15 protein-coding genes are annotated in these 16,351 nt (G+C 41.0%); 12 read left to right on the top strand and 3 right to left on the bottom strand.

Going from position 1 to position 16,351, the window contains the following annotated elements:
* Positions 1-12: 12 nt before the first annotated feature.
* From msbA to tcdA, 6 genes are read left to right on the top strand one after another with little or no spacing between them, the layout of a single operon-like run.
* Entirely contained in the window at positions 13-1,758 is a 1,746-nt protein-coding gene (gene msbA, locus B1F84_RS07855) for a lipid A export permease/ATP-binding protein MsbA (RefSeq protein ID WP_008112072.1), read from the top strand.
* Positions 1,755-2,735 (top strand): tetraacyldisaccharide 4'-kinase, encoded by a 981-nt coding sequence (gene lpxK, locus B1F84_RS07850; RefSeq protein ID WP_008112073.1) that lies wholly within the window; start codon positions 1,755-1,757, stop codon positions 2,733-2,735. The genes msbA and lpxK overlap by 4 nt, the downstream gene beginning before the upstream one ends.
* Positions 2,725-2,922, top strand: a complete 198-nt coding sequence (locus tag B1F84_RS07845; RefSeq protein ID WP_008112074.1) for a Trm112 family protein — start codon at positions 2,725-2,727, stop codon at positions 2,920-2,922. Before lpxK ends, B1F84_RS07845 begins: the two co-directional genes overlap by 11 nt.
* Positions 2,910-3,671 carry a 3-deoxy-manno-octulosonate cytidylyltransferase gene (gene kdsB / locus B1F84_RS07840; protein WP_131691083.1) on the top strand — a complete coding sequence of 254 codons (762 nt, stop codon included), beginning with the start codon at positions 2,910-2,912 and terminating at the stop codon, positions 3,669-3,671. Before B1F84_RS07845 ends, kdsB begins: the two co-directional genes overlap by 13 nt.
* Complete coding sequence (locus tag B1F84_RS07835; protein WP_076918659.1) at positions 3,668-4,348, top strand: TIGR01621 family pseudouridine synthase; 681 nt, start codon at positions 3,668-3,670, stop codon at positions 4,346-4,348. Before kdsB ends, B1F84_RS07835 begins: the two co-directional genes overlap by 4 nt.
* The gene (tcdA, locus tag B1F84_RS07830) at positions 4,349-5,146 is read left to right on the top strand and encodes a tRNA cyclic N6-threonylcarbamoyladenosine(37) synthase TcdA (protein WP_131691082.1); all 798 of its coding nucleotides are present in this window, start codon (positions 4,349-4,351) and stop codon (positions 5,144-5,146) included.
* 35 nt (positions 5,147-5,181) lie between these two features.
* Here the strand turns inward: tcdA and B1F84_RS07825 are convergent, their stop codons facing one another.
* From B1F84_RS07825 to B1F84_RS07815, 3 genes are all read right to left on the bottom strand, one after another.
* Positions 5,182-5,598, bottom strand: a complete 417-nt coding sequence (locus tag B1F84_RS07825; protein ID WP_008112079.1) for a SufE family protein — start codon at positions 5,596-5,598, stop codon at positions 5,182-5,184.
* Between the two features lie 12 nt (positions 5,599-5,610).
* Positions 5,611-6,837, bottom strand: a complete 1,227-nt coding sequence (locus tag B1F84_RS07820; protein ID WP_131691081.1) for a SufS family cysteine desulfurase — start codon at positions 6,835-6,837, stop codon at positions 5,611-5,613.
* Between the two features lie 113 nt (positions 6,838-6,950).
* A complete protein-coding gene (locus B1F84_RS07815; protein ID WP_131691080.1) occupies positions 6,951-8,237 on the bottom strand; it encodes a citrate synthase in 1,287 nt (428 codons plus the stop codon).
* Positions 8,238-8,643: 406 nt separating this feature from the next.
* Between B1F84_RS07815 and sdhC the strand changes: the two genes are divergently transcribed.
* From sdhC to odhB, 6 genes are all read left to right on the top strand, one after another.
* Entirely contained in the window at positions 8,644-9,021 is a 378-nt protein-coding gene (gene sdhC, locus B1F84_RS07810; RefSeq protein ID WP_010390126.1) for a succinate dehydrogenase, cytochrome b556 subunit, read from the top strand.
* Positions 9,012-9,359, top strand: coding sequence for a succinate dehydrogenase, hydrophobic membrane anchor protein (sdhD, locus tag B1F84_RS07805; RefSeq protein ID WP_131691079.1), 348 nt, complete (start codon positions 9,012-9,014; stop codon positions 9,357-9,359). Before sdhC ends, sdhD begins: the two co-directional genes overlap by 10 nt.
* Positions 9,360-11,132, top strand: a complete 1,773-nt coding sequence (sdhA, locus tag B1F84_RS07800; RefSeq protein WP_008112088.1) for a succinate dehydrogenase flavoprotein subunit — start codon at positions 9,360-9,362, stop codon at positions 11,130-11,132. It abuts the gene before it with no gap.
* 10 nt (positions 11,133-11,142) lie between these two features.
* Entirely contained in the window at positions 11,143-11,859 is a 717-nt protein-coding gene (locus B1F84_RS07795) for a succinate dehydrogenase iron-sulfur subunit (RefSeq protein WP_010390121.1), read from the top strand.
* Between the two features lie 86 nt (positions 11,860-11,945).
* Positions 11,946-14,765 (top strand): 2-oxoglutarate dehydrogenase E1 component, encoded by a 2,820-nt coding sequence (gene sucA / locus B1F84_RS07790; protein ID WP_075169173.1) that lies wholly within the window; start codon positions 11,946-11,948, stop codon positions 14,763-14,765.
* 3 nt (positions 14,766-14,768) lie between these two features.
* Positions 14,769-16,286, top strand: a complete 1,518-nt coding sequence (gene odhB, locus B1F84_RS07785) for a 2-oxoglutarate dehydrogenase complex dihydrolipoyllysine-residue succinyltransferase (protein ID WP_008112094.1) — start codon at positions 14,769-14,771, stop codon at positions 16,284-16,286.
* The last annotated feature ends 65 nt before the right edge of the window (positions 16,287-16,351 follow it).

The following is a 16,351-nucleotide window of genomic DNA, read 5'->3' as shown; positions in this document are numbered from 1 at the left end:
TTAGAGAGTGTTATGGAACAAAGTACTACACAAATTTATAAACGGCTTGTTTCTTACGTTGGCGCTTATAAGACGGTTGCCATCGTCGCGATTATTGGAATGATAGGTTACTCAGGTATGGATGCATTATTCATTCAACTGATGAAGCCGTTTATCGATGAAGGTTTAAATGAGCGTAACAGTCAGGTACTTACTTATGCGCCATTTGTGGTTATTGCGCTGGTTATCGGGCGTGGCGTATTTAACTTTATGTCATCGTACTGTTTAAGCTATGTTGGCTCACAAGTAGTGAGGGCGCTTCGCCAAGAGCTGTTTGAGCATATATTACATTTACCGGTATCGTTTCATGATAAAAATTCGACGGGCGATCTTATTTCAAAAATTACCTTTGATACTGAGCAAGTCCAACAAGCAATTACCAAGGCTTTGCTTATTGTAGTGCGTGAAGGCGCTTTTGTGGTGTTTTTACTCGCTTTGATGTTTTATACCAGTTGGCAACTATCGTTAATCTTTTTAGTGATTATCCCACTGGTAGCCATCATAGTAGCCGTGGTATCTAAACGTTTTCGTCATATCTCGAAAAATATTCAGTCTGCTATGGGACAGGTAACACGTAGCTCAGAGCAAATGCTGAGTGGTCACAAGGTGATCCATGGCTTTGGTGGCCAAACGCAAGAAATTGATCAATTTTCTAAAATTAATAATCATAATCGCCAGCAACGTATCAAAATGGATGCGACTAAGGCGTTAAGTGTCTCTATTATTCAAATTTTAGCCGCCAGTGCAATGGCTGTTATTTTATGGGTTGTCTCTATGCCCTCTATGATAGACAGTATTAGCTCTGGTGATTTTGTAGTGCTTATTTCATCAATGATGATGTTACTGCGCCCACTAAAACAATTGGCTAATGTTAACAGCGATTTACAGCGTGGTATTTCAGCTGCGCAGAGTGTTTTTTTAGTACTTGATGAAGAAATAGAAAAAGACACGGGTACTTTACCGGTTGATAAGGTAAAAGGGCATATTGAGGTAAAAAACGTGACCTTTAAATACCCAACCAAGGATGAAGCGGTGCTTAACGATTTATCACTGAACATTAAAGCCGGTGAGAGTATTGCGCTTGTTGGCCGCTCTGGCTCGGGTAAATCAACAATTTCTAATTTGTTACCCCGATATTATGACTTAGAAGCGCCAAGCGAAATTTTACTCGATGGCGTTGCTCTTAATGAATATAAGCTTACTGATCTTCGCCGTCAATTTGCGTTAGTGTCGCAACAAGTGGTGCTATTTAATGACACGATTGCCAATAATATTTGTTATGGTTTACAACGAGAAATCTCTATCGAAGAGCTTCACACCGTTGCGAAGCAAGCTCATGTGTGGGAGTTTGTAAAAGACTTACCCGAGCAACTTAATACTATGGTTGGTGAGAACGGGGTAATGCTTTCAGGCGGTCAACGCCAACGTATTGCGATTGCCCGTGCTATTTTAAAAGACGCACCTATTTTAATTTTAGATGAAGCGACCTCGGCCTTGGATACAGAGTCTGAAAAGCTTATTCAACATGCCCTTGATACATTAATGAAAGATAAAACCTCTATTGTTATCGCTCATAGGCTATCGACTATTGAAAACAGTGACCGTATCTATGTGATTGATAACGGTACAGTGATAGAAAGTGGCACGCATACTCAATTACTGGCTAACGATGGTACCTACTCAGCTCTTTGTAAAATGCAGTTTGGTGAGCAGGGGTGAGTAAAATAGAGCAAAGCTGGTACAAACCTTTTAGTTTAATTACGTTATTGCTATTACCACTGTCCGCTATTTTTGGCTGTATTTCTTTGCTGCGTAAATACTGCTACAAGTTCGGCATTTTTAAATCGTTTATCAGCAAAACACCGGTTATTGTGGTTGGTAATATAAGCGTTGGCGGCAATGGTAAAACTCCATTTGTATTATGGCTGCATGATCACTTAATCGCCCAAGGTTTATCCGTTGGTTTAATTAGTCGCGGCTATGGTGGGAAAGCAGCTCATTACCCATTATTAGTGACTGCCAATACGACTACTTTAGAGGCTGGGGATGAGCCGGTACTTTTATTTAACCGTTTACAATGTCCGTTAGTTGTGGGGCCAAATAGGCAGCACAATATAGAAATGCTCAATAAACATTTCAAGCTTGATGTGATTATTTCAGATGATGGCATGCAGCATTACAAAATGGCGCGCAGTATAGAATGTTGTATTGTTGATAGCGAAAGAAAATTTGGTAATGGCTTTTTAATGCCAGCAGGACCACTTCGTGAAACCGCCTCTCGTTTAAACAGTGTAGATTTAGTGATTGAAAATGGCTCTGAGCAAGAATTTAGTTATCGCTTGCAACCATCAGTTATTAAACGTGTTGCCGATAATACTGATATAACGACGCCCTTAAAGGCTGCGCACGCGGTAAGTGCGATTGGTAACCCAGGTCGTTTTGAGGCTTCACTGCAAGCACAAGGTATTAAGTTACTGTCTACGCATCACTTTCGCGATCATTATGCTTACAGTGCTGATGATTTTGCTCAATTTGGTGATGACTGTATATTAATGACAGAAAAAGATGCGGTTAAGTGCCGTGATTTTGCAAAGCCGAATTGGTATTACTTGCCAGTTGACGCTCAGCCAACTGCAGCAGTAATAAACACATTAAATTTATTATTAAAAGAAAAAGGGATCCATCATGGCCTTTGACACTAAGTTACTCGAAATTATTGCTTGCCCTGTATGTAAAGGTAAGTTGCGCTTCGATAAAGAAAACCAAGAGCTGATCAGCACTGCAGCAAAACTAGCTTACCCTGTACGCGATGATATTCCGGTATTGCTTGAAAACGAAGCCCGAGAATTGTCTCTTGAAGAGGTAGAAAAGTGGAATTCGTAGTTGTTATCCCTGCGCGTTACGCTTCTACGCGTTTACCAGGTAAACCGCTCGCTGATATTTGTGGCAAACCAATGATACAGCATGTGTATGAAAAAGCCTGTTTGTCAGGAGCTAGCAAGGTGGTTATTGCCACAGATCATCAAAAAGTGTTTGATGCTGCTAAACGTTTTACTAGTAACGTTTTGATGACACGTGAAGATCATCAATCAGGTACAGAGCGCTTAGCCGAGGTGGTGGATTTACTTAATTTAGCCGATGACACTATCGTGGTAAATGTACAAGGTGATGAACCTTTGTTATCCCCTGATAACGTATCGCAAGTGGCGACATTATTAGCGCAATCAATTGCACCAATGGCAACCTTAAGTGTTGCTATCGAAGAGCGTGATGAAGTGTTTAATCCTAATGCGGTTAAAGTGGTCAGTGACATTAATAAAAATGCCTTGTACTTTTCAAGAGCGAGTATTCCTTTTGATAGGAGTACCATGATGGCAGAGCAGCAACCACTGAATTTAGCGCCTTTTCAACGTCACGTGGGTATTTATGCTTACCGTGCAGGATTTATAAAGCAATATATTGAATTAAGTGTTTCACCATTAGAACTACTTGAATCGTTAGAGCAGTTACGCGTGCTATACCATGGTTATACAATTAAAATAGAGCAAGCATTAGTTACACCTCATGCAGGAGTCGACACACCAGAAGATTTGGCTAAAGTGGTTGCCCATATTCAAAGTAAAAGCGCGTGAACACAACACAAACGCCTGTATTAAAAGTGCAATATACGCATGATGATTTTTACATCATAAATAAACCGCAAGGGCTCAATTTTCACTCTGAGGAAGGTCCCGGTTTTGTGGTACTAGCTGAGCAACAGTTAAACGAAAAATTATTTGCAGTGCACCGTTTAGATAAAGTCACCTCTGGGTTGATTATACTCGCGCGAAGCAAAGCGGCAGCAGCTGAATTTACGCAATTATTTACCCAGCATGCGATTAATAAGTTTTATCTAGCGGTCAGTGATACCAAGCCTAAAAAAAAGCAAGGCTGGGTTAAAGGTGATATGGCTAAGTCTCGCCGTGGCACGTATAAATTATTAAACTCACAAAGTAACCCTGCTATTACACGTTTTTATTCGTTTAGCTTTAAAAGCGGTTTTAGAGCTTACTTATTAAAACCCTATTCGGGAAAAACTCATCAGCTTAGGGTGGCATTAAAGAGTTTGGGTGCCCCCATAATGGGTGATGCGAGTTATGCAGGGAGCCCTGCAGAGCGTACCTATTTACATGCATTTGCGCTGGATTTTAATTGGAAAGGGCAAAAAATACAACATACCCTGTTGCCACAATCTGGTGAAGAGTATGCGCAATTAATAAAACATCAAGATTTTAATTCTTGGCAAACGCCGTGGAAATTGGATTGGTAAATGAGTGAACAAGTAACTGATATCCGCTTTGGTGGTATTAAACGACTATATGGTCAACAGCAATTTGAGTGGTTACAGCAAGCACATTTTTGTGTTGTGGGTATTGGTGGTGTAGGCAGTTGGACTGCTGAAGCACTAGCGCGTACCGGTGTGGGTAAAATCACCTTAATTGATTTAGATGATATTTGCGCAACCAATGTCAATCGTCAAATTCATGCCTTAACAGGTACAATAGGCGAAGCTAAAGTGGATGCCATGAAGGCGCGCTGCGAGCTGATAAACCCTGAGTGTATAGTGAATGTGATTGACGATTTTATTACCCTTGATAATATTCAAGAGCATATTCAAGGCTTTGATTATGTAATAGATTGTATAGATGCGGTAAAAGAAAAAGCGGCGTTAATCGCGCACTGTAAGCGTAATAAATTGCCTATAATTACCACGGGCGGTGCAGGTGGGCAAACCGATCCGAGTCAAATTACTTTTGGTGATGTGGCAAAAACCACCCAAGATCCATTACTTGCAAAAGTACGTTATATTTTGCGTAAGCAATATAATTTTAGCTCTAACCCAAAACGTAAATTTAATATTGACTGTGTATATTCAACAGAGCAGCTTGTTTATCCAGGTAGCGATGGCAATGTGTGTCATGCGAAACAAAATGCAGATGGCAGTATGAATATTGACTGTAATAATGGCTTTGGATCAGTGACGATGATCACTGGAAGTTTTGGATTCTTTGTTGCCGCTAAAGCAGTGAGAAAATATTTAGATAAGCGTGCACGTTTAAATATTTAACTACAAGCTGCTTATTATACTGTTATAAAAAGCGCTTAACGCGCTTTTTGTTTGGCTAAGGTTTGTATTTTTTCAACCATGGCTTTTACTCCATTGCCGCGAGAAGCGCTTAAGTGGCTAATTAAGCCAAGTTTTTCAAATTCTTCATAGGCATTAACGTTTAACACCTCTTCGGGTGTTAAACCGTTATACAGGGCTAAAATTAACGCCAATAAGCCTTTCACTATGCGCGTATCAGAATCACCAATCACAACCAACGCATTCTCGGTTAGGTCAAATTCAACAAACATCCACACTTTACTCTCACAGCCTTGCACGAGCGCATCGTCGGTTTTTAATATATCGGCAAGTGGTGGGAGTGTTTTGCCAAGTAACATAATTTCACGGTATTTCTGTTGCCAGCTTGCACTGCTTTCAATGTTTTTACTTACCCGTTGGTATGTCTGAGTCATTATTTATCCAAATTAGTCTAATAAAGCGATGCATTCTTTAAGCGCAGTAATAAATTGGTCTACATCTTTAGTCGTATTATAAAATGCAAAACTCGCTCTGAGTGAGCCATTTAGTTTCAAATGGGTCATTAATGGTTGGGTACAATGATGACCACTTCGCACTGCAATACCATAGCCGTCAAGTAAAGTTGCCAGATCATACGGATGTTCATTTTTATAATTAAAGCACAATGTACCAATGTTCGATTTTAGGTCGCTATAGATACTAATACCGTCTATTTGATTCAGTGCGTTCGCTGCATAAATAAACAACTGTTGTTCATAGTGCTTTAATGTTTGCTGATCAAGTGCAATTATATACTCAAGCGCCGCACCGAAGCCTAAAACACCGGCTATATTCGGTGTTCCTGCTTCAAACTTAGCGGGAGCGTCACGATAAGTGCTTTGCGTTAGGGTCACTTTTTCAATCATTTCACCGCCTGTTTGGTAAGGCGATAATGCATTAAGTGCGCTGTAGCGGCCATATAAACCGCCTAATCCTGTTGGCCCCAACATTTTGTGAGCTGAAAACACGTAAAAATCACAATCAAGCTTTATTAAATTAGGTCTTAAATGCAGAGCGCCTTGTGCGCCATCGACTAAAGTTAACGCATTTACTGCCTTCGCAGCGGTTATCAGCGGAGTTAAATCGGTAATATTGCCCAGCGCATTAGAGGCTTGTGTAATAGCTAGCAGCGCAGGCTTGGTAAGTTTAATCACGTCACAACACTGGCTAATATCAAAGGTGGCATCGTCATTGAGTGGCAGCACTTTTAAGGTTGCTCCAGTGTATGCCGCAAGTTCTTGCCATGGCACAATATTCGCGTGATGCTCGATTGGGCTAATTAAAATGGTGTCGTCAGTTGTTAATGTATTTCTTAGGCCATGTGCAACTAAGTTAATCGCCTCAGTAGCGCCTTTAGTCCAAACAATTTCATTACCGCTTACCTGAAAATAATCAGCAACGCGTTGACGTACTAGCTCATAAGCCGTTGTAGCTTGCTCACTAAGGGTATGACGGCCGCGATGAACATTTGCATTCTGATAGGTGTAAAACTCGTTAGTAGCGTCAATCACGCATTGTGGCTTTTGTGTTGTTGCTGCCGAGTCTAAATAAACCAAAGGGTAGCCATTGATTGTCTGATTTAGGGTAGGGAAATCATTACGGATTGTTTTAGGATCAAACGAGGACACAGACATAGGCTCATAAAGTTAATCAATTTGGGCAGGAATTGTAATCGGTTTAATATAATTCTCAAGTAACATGTAATAAAAAAGGCCGCAAAAGCGGCCTTTTAAACTAACTTTAAAGCTTAGCGCTTGTCAGTTGCTTTGAAATCACGGGCTGTTTCACCTGTGTAAAGCTGACGTGGGCGGCTGATCTTGTGGCCAGGTTGAGAAAGCATCTCGTCCCAGTGTGAGATCCAACCTACAGTACGTGCCATTGCAAAAATTACAGTGAACATGCTAGTAGGAATACCAATCGCTTTTAAGATAATACCTGAGTAGAAATCTACGTTAGGGTATAGTTTCTTCTCAACAAAGTATGGGTCTTCAAGTGCAATTTGCTCAAGCTTCATAGCAATATCAAGCAATGGATCTTGAATGTTTAGCTCTGCTAATACTTCATGACACGTTTGACGCATTACGGTTGCACGTGGGTCGAAGTTTTTGTAAACACGGTGTCCAAAGCCCATAAGACGGAACGGATCCGCTTTATCTTTTGCTTTTGCTACGTATTCGTCAATACGATCAACTGAGCCAATTTCTTCTAACATGTTTAAACATGCTTCGTTAGCACCGCCGTGAGCAGGGCCCCAAAGAGATGCAATACCCGCAGCAATACATGCATAAGGGTTAGCACCAGAAGAACCTGCTAAACGTACTGTTGACGTTGAAGCATTTTGTTCGTGGTCAGCATGAAGCATAAAGATTTTATCCATTGCTTTAGCTGTTACTGGGTTCACTTTGTATTCTTCAGCAGGTACAGAGAACATCATGTGTAAGAAGTTTTCTGCATAGCTTAAATCATTGCGTGGGTATACAAACGGTTGACCGATGTTTGTTTTGTATGCCATTGCCGCAATCGTTGGTAATTTAGCAACTAATTTAATAGCGCTTGTCTTACGTTGAACAGCATCAGTGATATCAAGATCTTCATGGTAAAAAGAAGATAATGCACCAACCACACCACATAGCATTGCCATTGGGTGTGCATCAAAACGGAAACCTTGGAAGAAGTTTGCGATTTTTTCATCTAGCATTGTGCTACGAGTGATTTTTGTAGCAAAATCATCGTATTGCTCTTTAGTTGGTAACTCACCGTTTAATAGTAAGTAACATAACTCAACGTAGTTAGAGCTCTCTGCTAACTGCTCGATCGGGTAACCGCGGTGTAATAAAACACCTTTACCACCATCGATGTAAGTGATGGTAGATTCACAAGAACCAGTCGACATGAAACCTGGGTCATAAGTAAAGTGACCATGTGAGCCGAGTGTACGTACATCAATTACATCTTGGCCAGCAGTACCTTGATAAATTGGAAGTTCGATTGGATCTAGCCCATCAATATGGACTGTGGCTTTCTTATCTGCCATCTATGTATCTCCTATTAAGATAACTATTCTGATTTTTATATTCTAAAATCTATTCTAAGCACATCTTTACATTTTAACGTGAAAGAGGGGTATAAAGTCAATTTTTATAAGTATTATGCACATATGTATAATAAATATTCGGTATAGATTGAATATTATACCATTGGCTAATTCGCAAACGACTCAAAGTAAACAAGAATTGTAAAAGAGTCTCCGGCTATATATACTAACGGAGGTTTTTAACCGATTTGTATTTGGGTAAACTTTTTTTTACATAATATTTTTCATAAAAAGTGAACTTTATTAGTATTAATACGTTTATTTTGATAGTTCCACCAGAAACATTTGGTGGGTTTTAGAAAAACAAGTAGATGAGCCCCACTGCGGGCAAGATGGGCAAGTAACTGTGAAAAAGCAAAGACCTGTAAATCTAGATCTAACAACTATATCTATGCCGGCAACGGCTAAAGCTTCAATTTTTCACCGCGTCACCGGTGTTGCATTATTTTTTGCTTTAACGTTTGTCATTTGGGCTTGGTCAGAGTCTCTTTCTTCAGCTGAAGGTTTTGAATTCGTCAAGGGTCTGTTTAACGGATTCATTGCCAAATTTATAGCTTGGGGCACCCTTTCTGTATTGGGTTATCACCTTATCGGTGGTATCCGTCACATCATTATGGATATGGGGCATTGGGAAGAACTTGAATCAGGCAACACTAGCGCTAAAATTGCGATGGCACTTGGCGTTGTGTTTGCTGTATTGGCAGGGGTGTGGATATGGTCTTAAATCAAGCAACTCTTAAACGTGATGGCGTACAAGATTTTGTATCTCTACGCACAACGGCATTAATAATCAGTGCATATGCAATTTTTATTATTGGCTATTTTTTAGCAATGCCAGAAGTCACATATGACGCCTGGACAGGCCTATTCTCTAACCTAGCAATGAAAGGGGCGACATTAATCACCCTAGTTTGCATTATGGTTCATACCCGTATCGGCCTTTGGCAGGTTCTAACCGACTATGTAAAGAATGCTAAATTGCGTGCTTTCTTAGGCTTTGTACTAAACCTAATGGCTGTCGCTTACGTAGCTGTAGGTTTAATCGTTTTATGGGGTGTTTAAGTGAAATATTCTGTTCGTGAATTTGACGCCGTAGTAATTGGTGCCGGTGGTGCAGGTATGCGCGCTGCTCTTGCTATTACTGAATCTGGCAAAACATGTGCACTAATCTCTAAAGTTTTTCCGACACGCTCACACACTGTATCTGCTCAAGGTGGTATTACAGTAGCGCTAGGTAATTCGCATGAAGATAACTGGGAATGGCATATGTATGATACCGTTAAAGGTTCCGATTTTATCGGTGACCAAGACGCTATCGAATACATGTGTAATACAGGCCCAGAAGCTATTACTGAATTAGAAAACATGGGCTTACCATTTTCTCGTTTTGAAAATGGCCGTGTTTACCAACGTCCTTTCGGTGGTCAATCGAAAAACTTTGGTGGTGAACAAGCTGCACGTACCGCAGCAGCTGCTGACCGTACTGGTCACGCATTATTACACCTTCTTTATCAACAAAACGTTAAAAATAAAACAAATGTATTTTCTGAATGGTATGCACTTGATTTAGTTAAAAACGATAATGGCGATGTAGTAGGTTGTACAGCGATTGAAATTGAAACCGGTGAAATCACTTTCTTCAAATCAAAAGCAGTTGTGTTAGCTACTGGTGGTGCAGGTCGTATCTTCGCATCAACAACTAATGCTCACATTAACACTGGTGACGGTGTTGGTATGGCGACTCGTGCTGGTATTTCTATGCAAGACATGGAAATGTGGCAATTCCATCCGACAGGTATTGCAGGTGCAGGTACGCTAGTAACTGAAGGTTGTCGTGGTGAAGGTGGTTATCTTTTAAATAAAGATGGCGAACGTTTCATGGAACGCTATGCACCAAACGCTAAAGATTTAGCATCTCGTGACGTTGTTGCCCGTTCAATGATGACAGAGATTCGTGAAGGTCGTGGTTGTGATGGTCCTTGGGGTCCTCACCTTAAGTTGAAACTTGACCACTTAGGCGAAGAAACGCTTAACTTACGTCTTCCAGGTGTATGCGACCTTGCTAAAACATTTGCTCACGTTGATCCTGCAAAAGAACCAATTCCAGTTATCCCAACATGTCACTACATGATGGGTGGTGTGCCAACTAACGTAAATGGTCAAGTACTTAATATCGATGCCGCTGGTAACGAAAAAGTAGTACAAGGTTTATTTGCTGTTGGTGAGATTGCATGTGTATCTGTTCACGGTGCTAACCGCTTAGGTGGTAACTCATTACTTGATTTAGTTGTATTTGGCCGTGCTGCTGGTAACTTCTTAGGTAAATACCTAAATGACGTTGAAATTTCTAAAGCGGCTTCTGAGTCTGATTTAGAAGCGTCTTTAGCTCGCTTTAACCGTTGGGAAAGCTCAACAGTTGGTCAAGGCGAAGACCCAGTACAAATCAAGAAAGACCTACAACAGTGTATGCAGCTTAACTTCTCGGTATTCCGTGAAGGTGACTCAATGGCAACTGGTCTTACTGAGCTTAAAGAAATTCGTGAACGCTTACAGCATGCACGTCTTGATGATAAATCATCAGACTTCAACACCATGCGTATTGAATGTTTAGAATTAGACAACTTAATGGAAACAGCTTACTCAACTGCAGTAGCTGCAAACTTCCGTACTGAAAGCCGTGGTGCACACTCTCGCTTTGACTTCCCAGATCGTGATGACGAAAACTGGTTATGTCACTCAGTATTTAATCCGGTAACGGATGAAATGAGCAAGCGTAAAGTAAACTACGAGCCTAAGCTACGTGAAGCATTCCCACCTAAAGCACGTACCTACTAGGAGCGAGACGATGGCACAAGTACAATTTTCAGTTTATCGTTACAATCCGGATGTTGACAACGCACCTCGTATGCAAGAATACACTTTGCAAACTGAGGAAGGCCAAGACATGATGGTATTGGATGCACTTTTATTATTAAAAGAGCAAGATCCTACATTATCATTCCGTCGTTCATGCCGTGAAGGCGTGTGTGGTTCAGACGGTGTAAACATGAATGGTAAGAACGGCTTAGCATGTATTACTCCTTTATCTACGCTACAAAAAAATGGCAAAGGTAAAATCGTAGTACGTCCATTACCGGGACTTCCTGTTGTTCGTGACCTTGTTATTGACATGAGTCAGTTCTACACTCAATACGAAAAAGTAAAACCGTATCTAATAAATGACGAGCCTGCTGCAGGCGAACGTCTTCAATCTATTGAAGAGCGTGATAAATTAGATGGGCTTTATGAGTGTATTTTATGTGCATGTTGTTCTACATCGTGTCCTTCTTTCTGGTGGAATCCAGATAAGTTTATAGGTCCAGCAGGCCTTCTTCATGCTTACCGTTTCTTAGCTGATAGCCGAGATACTGCAACAGAAGAGCGTTTAGCTGACTTAGACGATGCATTCAGTGTGTTCCGTTGCCACAGTATCATGAACTGTGTTAGCGTTTGTCCTAAGGGTCTTAACCCGACTAAAGCAATTGGGCAAATAAAATCTATGTTATTAAACCGCTCGGTTTAATTTCTAGTAGACGAAAGATGGCTAATATTTATTAGCCATCTTGTTATATAACTATTAATTTCTGCGCTAAAAAAAAGGGCTTATAAATGCACGAAGGTGTGATGAAGGCATGGCTAGAATCTTCACATTTAAACGGCGGTAACGTTGCTTATGTTGAAGAGCTTTATGAAGCGTATTTAGACGATGCGACTTCGGTGCCAGAAGAATGGCGAGAAGTGTTCGAACAATTACCAAAAGTTGATGGTGTGGATGTTGAAGTAAAACATTCAGAAGTTCGTTCACAATTTGCGGCGCTTGCTAAAAACAAGCATAGAGAAGTAGTGGTAGCAGAGGGCAGTGGCGGCGACCTTAAACAGGTTAAAGTTCTGCAACTTATTAATGCTTTCCGTTTTCGTGGACACCAAAATGCAAACCTAGATCCACTAGGTATTTGGCAACGAGAACGTGTACGAGATTTAGAGCTAGAATACCACGACTTATCAAATGCTGACTTTGACCGCGAATTTAACGTAGGATCGTTTGCCGTAGGCCGCGATACTATGCCTTTAGGTGAGTTATACCAAGCACTAAAAACTACTTATTGTGGTTCTATTGGCGCAGAGTATATGCACATCACATCAACAGAAGAAAAACGTTGGTTACAACAGCGTTTAGAGTCTGTTCAGTCTAGGCCAAAATTCGATAAAAATGAAAAGCTACGTATCCTTAAAGGATTGACAGCGGCTGATGGTCTTGAAAAATATTTAGGGGCTAAGTTCCCGGGTGCTAAGCGTTTCTCACTTGAAGGTGGCGATGCGTTAGTTCCTATGCTTAAAGAGCTTATACACCGCGCGGGTGAAAGTGGCCAAAAAGAAGCCGTAATCGGCATGGCTCACCGCGGACGCTTGAACGTACTTGTGAATGTACTTGGTAAAAATCCATCAGAATTATTTGATGAATTTGCTGGTAAACACAAAGATACTTTAAGCTCTGGTGATGTTAAGTATCACATGGGTTACTCTTCAGATTTCGCGACCAAAGGTGGCAATGTGCATATGGCACTTGCGTTTAACCCATCGCACTTAGAAATCGTTAATCCTGTGGTTATGGGGTCTGTGCGCGCACGTCTTGATCGTCTAAACGACAAAACTGGCAGCAAAGCACTTCCTATTACTATTCACGGCGACTCTGCAATCGCAGGTCAGGGTGTAGTACAAGAAACGTTTAACTTATCACAAACTAATGCATTTAGTTGTGGTGGTAGCATTCGTATTGTTGTTAATAACCAAGTTGGTTTTACAACAAGCAAGCAAGACGATGTTCGCTCTACTGATTACTGTACTGATATTGCAAAAATGGTTCAATCACCAATCTTCCACGTAAACTCTGATGATCCTGAAGCGGTTGCGTTTGTTACGCAGTTAGCGCTTGATTTTAGAAACCAGTTTAAACGTGACGTTGTGATTGACCTTGTTTGTTACCGTCGCCATGGTCATAACGAAGCTGATGAGCCTAATGCTACACAGCCTGTTATGTATCAAAAGATTAAAAAACATCCAGTCCCTCGCTTAATTTATGCAGATCAGTTAATTTCGGAAGGTTCTTTCACAGAAAACGAAGTGAAAGCACTTGCTGATGATTATCGTAATGGCTTAGATGATGGCAACTGTGTAGTTGAAGAAATTCAACCAGAAACGTCACATTCTTCTGATTGGGCTAAATACGTTGGCCATGATTGGAATGTTGACTACGACGCGAGCGTTTCTGTAGAGAAGCTTAAAGAGCTCGGTAACATTGTCGCAAGCTACCCTGAAGACCACAAAGCGCAATCTCGTGTTAAGAAAATATACGATGATCGCAAAGCTATGGCAGCCGGTGAAAAAGCACTTGATTGGGGTATGGCAGAGACTTTAGCGTATGCAACTATTGCAGCTGAAGGCACTGATATTCGCCTAACAGGTCAAGACTCTGGCCGTGGTACCTTCTTCCATCGCCATGCCGTTGTTCACGGTCAACAAGACGGTGCAACATACTTGCCACTACAAAACATTAGTGAAGATCAAGGTACGTTTGAAGTATTTGATTCGGTGCTATCTGAAGAAGCGGTATTAGCGTTTGAATATGGTTATGCAACAGCAGAGCCGACCTCACTTGTTTTATGGGAAGCGCAATTTGGTGATTTCGCCAATGGTGCACAAGTAGTTTTTGACCAATTCTTAAGTTCAGGTGAGCAAAAGTGGGGTCGTTTATGTGGCCTGACATGTTTGCTACCACATGGTTATGAAGGCCAAGGTCCTGAGCATAGCTCTGCACGTCTTGAGCGCTTTTTACAGTTGTGTGCTGATCATAATATGCAAGTATGTGTACCATCTACACCTGCACAAGTTTATGCAATGCTGCGTCGTCAATCGGTTAGACCACTTCGTCGCCCATTGATTGTTATGACGCCAAAATCATTGCTTCGTCACCCATTAGCTACATCATCGCTTGAAGAACTATCAGAGGGCGTATTCCACAATGTGATCGATGAAATTGATGATATTGATGCTAAGAAAGTAGAACGTGTTGTATTTTGTAGTGGTAAAGTTTACTACGAATTATTACAAGAGCGTCGTAAACTTGAGCAAGACAACATTGCTATTGTTCGTGTTGAACAGTTATACCCGTTCCCACATGACGAAATGAAGACGATTATTGAGCGTTATCAGCATGTTACTGATTTTGTATGGTGTCAGGAAGAGCCGCAAAACCAAGGTGCTTGGTATTGTTCTCAACATCACTTTATTGATGCAATTCCACAAGATGCAAAATTAAAATATGCTGGTCGTAAAGCTTCAGCATCACCTGCATGTGGTTATATGTCAGTACATACTAAAGAACAACAAGCGCTCGTTGCCGACGCGCTTACTATAGAAAAGAAAGGATAAGCAATGAGCACAGAGATTAAAGTTCCTGTTCTTCCTGAGTCGGTTGCAGATGCTTCCGTTGCTACATGGCATGTAAGTGTTGGCGACAAAGTAAGCCGTGACCAAAACTTAGTAGATATTGAAACAGACAAAGTGGTTTTAGAAGTGGTTGCACAAAACGATGGTGTAATCACTGAAATTTCACAAGAAGAGGGTGCTACGGTACTTGGCGACCAAGTGATCGGTTTAATTGGCGATGCAGATGAAGCACCGGCAACTAAAGAGTCAAAAGAAGATGACTCAGCATCAGATAAATCAGAAGACGCGCCTGCGGCGCAATCAGCACCAGCATCAGAAGGTAAAGAAGTGGATATTAAAGTACCTGTACTTCCAGAATCAGTTGCAGATGCAACAATTGCTACTTGGCATGTTCAACCAGGTGACGCGGTAACACGCGACCAAAACTTGGTAGATATTGAAACAGATAAAGTTGTACTTGAAGTTGTTGCCCAAGAAGACGGCGTTATGGGTGAAATAATCCATGACGAAGGCGATACCGTTCTTGGTGAGCAAGTAATTGGTAAGGTAAAAGCAGGCGCTGCACCAGCTAAATCTGAAGCTAAAGCGGATGCACCAGCAGCCAAAGAAGAAAGCTCAAGCGATAGTTCAGATGTGTTAACGCCATCAGTGCGTCGTTTAATTGCTGAGAAAGGCCTCGATGCTTCAAAAATAAAAGGTTCAGGTAAAAATGGCCGTGTGACTAAAGAAGATGTAGATCAATTCTTAAAAGCACCTGCTCCAGCAGCAAAAGCAGAAGCAGCACCAGCAGCACCAATGGGTGACCGTACTCAAAAACGTGTGCCTATGACACGTTTACGTAAAACGATTGCTAATCGTCTTCTTGAAGCGAAAAATTCAACTGCAATGTTAACAACGTTTAACGAAGTTAATATGAAGCCAATTATGGATCTTCGTAAGCAGTACCAAGAAGTATTTGAAAAGCGTCACGGTATCCGTTTAGGCTTCATGTCTTTCTATGTGAAAGCGGTAACTGAAGCGTTAAAGCGTTTCCCAGATGTAAATGCATCAATTGATGGCGATGATATTGTTTATCACAACTATTTCGACATCAGTATTGCTGTTTCTACGCCACGCGGCCTAGTAACGCCAGTACTTAAAGATTGTGACAAATTATCAGTTGCAGAAATCGAAAAAGGTATTCGTGAACTAGCCCTTAAAGGTCGTGATGGCAAGCTAACACTTGACGATATGACTGGCGGTAATTTCACTATTACTAACGGTGGTGTATTCGGCTCATTACTATCAACACCAATCATTAACTTACCGCAGTCTTCAATCTTAGGTATGCACAAAATCCAAGATCGTCCAATGGCTGTAAATGGTAAAGTTGAAATCTTACCAATGATGTATTTAGCGTTATCTTACGATCATCGCCAAATCGATGGTAAAGAATCAGTTGGTTTCTTAGTAACAATTAAAGAGTTACTTGAAGATCCAACACGTTTACTGCTAGATGTTTAATTAAGTAGTATGAAATATAAGCTGTGAGTTAAAATCACAGCTTTTTTTTTGCGCCTAAGGTCATA

Source organism: Pseudoalteromonas sp. DL-6 (genome assembly GCF_004328665.1).
GTDB lineage: Bacteria > Pseudomonadota > Gammaproteobacteria > Enterobacterales > Alteromonadaceae > Pseudoalteromonas.
The sequence above is the reverse complement of the archived record's forward strand: the minus strand, read 5'-3'. Positions and strand labels throughout refer to the sequence as shown.

Excerpts from the sequence above, each read along its gene's own strand:
- msbA (WP_008112072.1), top strand. The coding sequence starts at position 13 with ATGGAACAAAGTACTACACAAATTTATAAACGGCTTGTTTCTTACGTT.
- B1F84_RS07845 (WP_008112074.1), top strand. The coding sequence starts at position 2,725 with ATGGCCTTTGACACTAAGTTACTCGAAATTATTGCTTGCCCTGTATGT.
- tcdA (WP_131691082.1), top strand. The coding sequence starts at position 4,349 with ATGAGTGAACAAGTAACTGATATCCGCTTTGGTGGTATTAAACGACTA.
- B1F84_RS07825 (WP_008112079.1), bottom strand. The coding sequence starts at position 5,598 with ATGACTCAGACATACCAACGGGTAAGTAAAAACATTGAAAGCAGTGCA.
- B1F84_RS07820 (WP_131691081.1), bottom strand. The coding sequence starts at position 6,837 with ATGTCTGTGTCCTCGTTTGATCCTAAAACAATCCGTAATGATTTCCCT.
- B1F84_RS07815 (WP_131691080.1), bottom strand. The coding sequence starts at position 8,237 with ATGGCAGATAAGAAAGCCACAGTCCATATTGATGGGCTAGATCCAATC.
- sdhD (WP_131691079.1), top strand. The coding sequence starts at position 9,012 with ATGGTCTTAAATCAAGCAACTCTTAAACGTGATGGCGTACAAGATTTT.
- B1F84_RS07795 (WP_010390121.1), top strand. The coding sequence starts at position 11,143 with ATGGCACAAGTACAATTTTCAGTTTATCGTTACAATCCGGATGTTGAC.
- sucA (WP_075169173.1), top strand. The coding sequence starts at position 11,946 with ATGCACGAAGGTGTGATGAAGGCATGGCTAGAATCTTCACATTTAAAC.
- odhB (WP_008112094.1), top strand. The coding sequence starts at position 14,769 with ATGAGCACAGAGATTAAAGTTCCTGTTCTTCCTGAGTCGGTTGCAGAT.